At 42.0% G+C, this 2,469-nt stretch carries 4 protein-coding genes; 1 reads left to right on the top strand and 3 read right to left on the bottom strand.

Annotation, left to right across the window (positions count from 1 at the left end; genetic code table 11):
- The coding region (locus F6K38_RS39375) for a hypothetical protein (RefSeq protein WP_287360342.1) at positions 1-186 on the top strand (186 nt) is incomplete at its 5' end.
- 71 nt (positions 187-257) lie between these two features.
- Here F6K38_RS39375 and F6K38_RS39370 read toward each other — a convergent pair.
- From F6K38_RS39370 to F6K38_RS39360, 3 genes are all read right to left on the bottom strand, one after another.
- Complete coding sequence (locus F6K38_RS39370; protein ID WP_287360340.1) at positions 258-563, bottom strand: CpeR family transcriptional regulator; 306 nt, start codon at positions 561-563, stop codon at positions 258-260.
- 286 nt (positions 564-849) lie between these two features.
- A complete protein-coding gene (locus F6K38_RS39365) occupies positions 850-1,461 on the bottom strand; it encodes a chromophore lyase CpcT/CpeT (protein ID WP_287360338.1) in 612 nt (203 codons plus the stop codon).
- 85 nt (positions 1,462-1,546) lie between these two features.
- On the bottom strand, positions 1,547-2,083 hold the full coding sequence (locus F6K38_RS39360) for a phycobiliprotein lyase (RefSeq protein WP_287360337.1): 537 nt from the start codon (positions 2,081-2,083) through the stop codon (positions 1,547-1,549).
- Positions 2,084-2,469 lie beyond the last annotated feature (386 nt).

Raw genomic sequence — 2,469 nt, 5'->3', positions numbered from 1 at the left:
GGTCGAGCGGGCAAGATGCCCACTCTACTCCTATTCATTACTTGGTTCAGCAACGCCGACAGAACAGGGATATTTTCGGGAGGGCAGGATGCCCACTCTACTCCTATTCAGCGCGAAGATTCAGCAACGCCCAATTATCTGGATTTGATATCAGAACTGTCACTAGACCTAACGGCTGAAAACTGACTACTGACTACTGACCACTGACGGCTGACGGCTGAATGCTGAGCTATAAACTGGTTTAGTGGGGGGATTTTTCAGGAACGTTCATCAAATCTGGTGCGGAAACCCCCGTATTTTATCCAGTATTGTTTGAGATCATGATGAGGTGTATGTAAACTCGCTTTAGCTTGATACAAAATAACTTGGCGATGGGAGCCAATCCAAATTTTTTTAATGGGTTTAACGGATATTAAACTTCCTCCGAGACTCTCGACACATTCCGAGAATCGTTCAACTGTTGTATATTCTACCGTCTCAAAGATAAAAAAGTGACCGGAGCAGATTAAATGTCTGCTCCTAATCCAGCACTGCATCTTTTTTTGAGCTTTCGGCGGTAGCATTAGCTGTACACAAATCATCCTCAACTCTAATGATAATTAATATTTTATGATAGTTGTTTTAGGTTTTAGATTTTGGGCTTTAGGCTAATACCAAATCATCAGTTAGGGAATAGCAAAAAAATAAAATATCAGATTTTAGCTTTTAGGTTGACAAAAAAAATTGGTTATTTTATTTTTAGTAGTCTAGATTAGATGACTTTGCCCACCCTGATTCACTTGGTATTTGTTGGTATTTGGGTGTAACCCAAATCCCTTATTGCTGATAACTAGGCACTAGAAATCGGCGCTAAAAATCAGGTAATTCGTCAGCAAAACTTTGCCGTTTATCAAATCGTAAATGACCAGCTGCTGAGCCCCATACGTGCTCATGAGTATTGACATCCATACCCTGATCTAGGCTGCTCCAAGTGGTTTCAGTCAATTCCACATCACTGACCAGATAGGTTTTACGCCCATTACGTTGGATGAAACACTGGCAACCAGGTTCTACACTGCCGCGAAACATGTCACCCTCTCGCCAGAAAATCATTGAACAGTTGTAGCGACGTTCTATAACATCAGGGGTGATGGTTTTGAGAATATCTGGCTCTCGCGCCGCGCCGGCATAAAGAACTGGATCCTTAAGGCTGTAATTTTCTATATAACTATGATCACCTTTATCAATCAGGCGATGGACTCCCTGACGGTAGGGACTCCATAGATCATAGTCATAGGCTTGCTCAGAGTAGAAACCAATACCCGAAAAGAAATCAAAGGGTAAGGGGCGAAAGAAAACATGAATGTGAGCGTAAAGCTGAGGATTCTCAATCGCTTGTTTTTGGTTACTAAAATCTCCAGCCATCCAACTAGCGAGAGTCAGTAAATTACTGGTAGTTTTATCGGTAGTACTAGACAACATTGGTGTATTAATCTATTGAAAACCTAGGGTTAAAAAAGATAAAAAAAATCTAATTTATCACGTTAACTGTTCAAGCTGCTAACTTTCAGCCCGATTGGGATAGGTCACGGATTTCCGAAGAAAACGAGGCTGTAGTCACCCCTTGACCAGAACTGGTTTTAATTAAGGACACCCGAAAACGTAAATTCGGTGTGGCAAACCAAATTCGTTCTTCAGCAGCTGCTCGGTCATACTCCGTTAGCAAAGTGAAGGTACCCTCTTCAGTAAGGTGATACTTGCCCACTGCTGCAATTGTCTCGGCATAGCCTTGCTCTCTGAGGAGTTTTCCCCGATCGGGGTTGTCAGGATCGGGGATAGGGACTAGAACGCAACTCCCAGACTGGATGTCGTCTTCATCCCAATCTGATTCACCTTCCCAACTCATGCGAAAGGGATGCAAGGCAGTTGTGGGATCAATATTGTATAGTTTGCAAATGTCAATCACAGCTGAGTCATCAGCCTCAAGGGCAACAATATCAATAGTTGAGCGTATTTCTTCAAAGTGACTAAACGCTAAGTGATGACCGCTGCGTTGCGATCGCCAACGTCCAATAGAACGTTCTAGAAATTCAGTAAGATCCATCTACTATGTGTAGTTTAATTTAAAAAAGTTAACAATTTTGTTTGCGTATAGCAGCTGAATGCTAGGCTCAATGGTGTTGTAGATTACGCAAACCTAGTAAATTAGAGCCTTTACCCGGATTTACATCTTCAGTTATACACCGTGGCTCCAATCCTTCAACATTAGTAATTGTAAACTTTTGTGACAGTTATGTGTGGAGACCAGAATTAGTATCAACGGAAACATAAATGTCAACTGTTTACAGTTAACTATAAACAGTATTTATAGCATTTATCATAGTAATGAGGTACACAGGATTTGTTTCCGATTCCCGATTCCCGATTCCCGACTCCCGATTCCCGATTCCCGATTCCCGATTCCCGATTCCCGATTCCCGATTCCCGATT

This window comes from Moorena sp. SIO3B2, from assembly GCF_010692525.1.
Classification (GTDB): Bacteria; Cyanobacteriota; Cyanobacteriia; order Cyanobacteriales; family Coleofasciculaceae; genus Moorena; species Moorena producens.
Note: the sequence above shows the minus strand (reverse complement) of the source record. Positions and strands in the feature narration are given on the sequence as shown.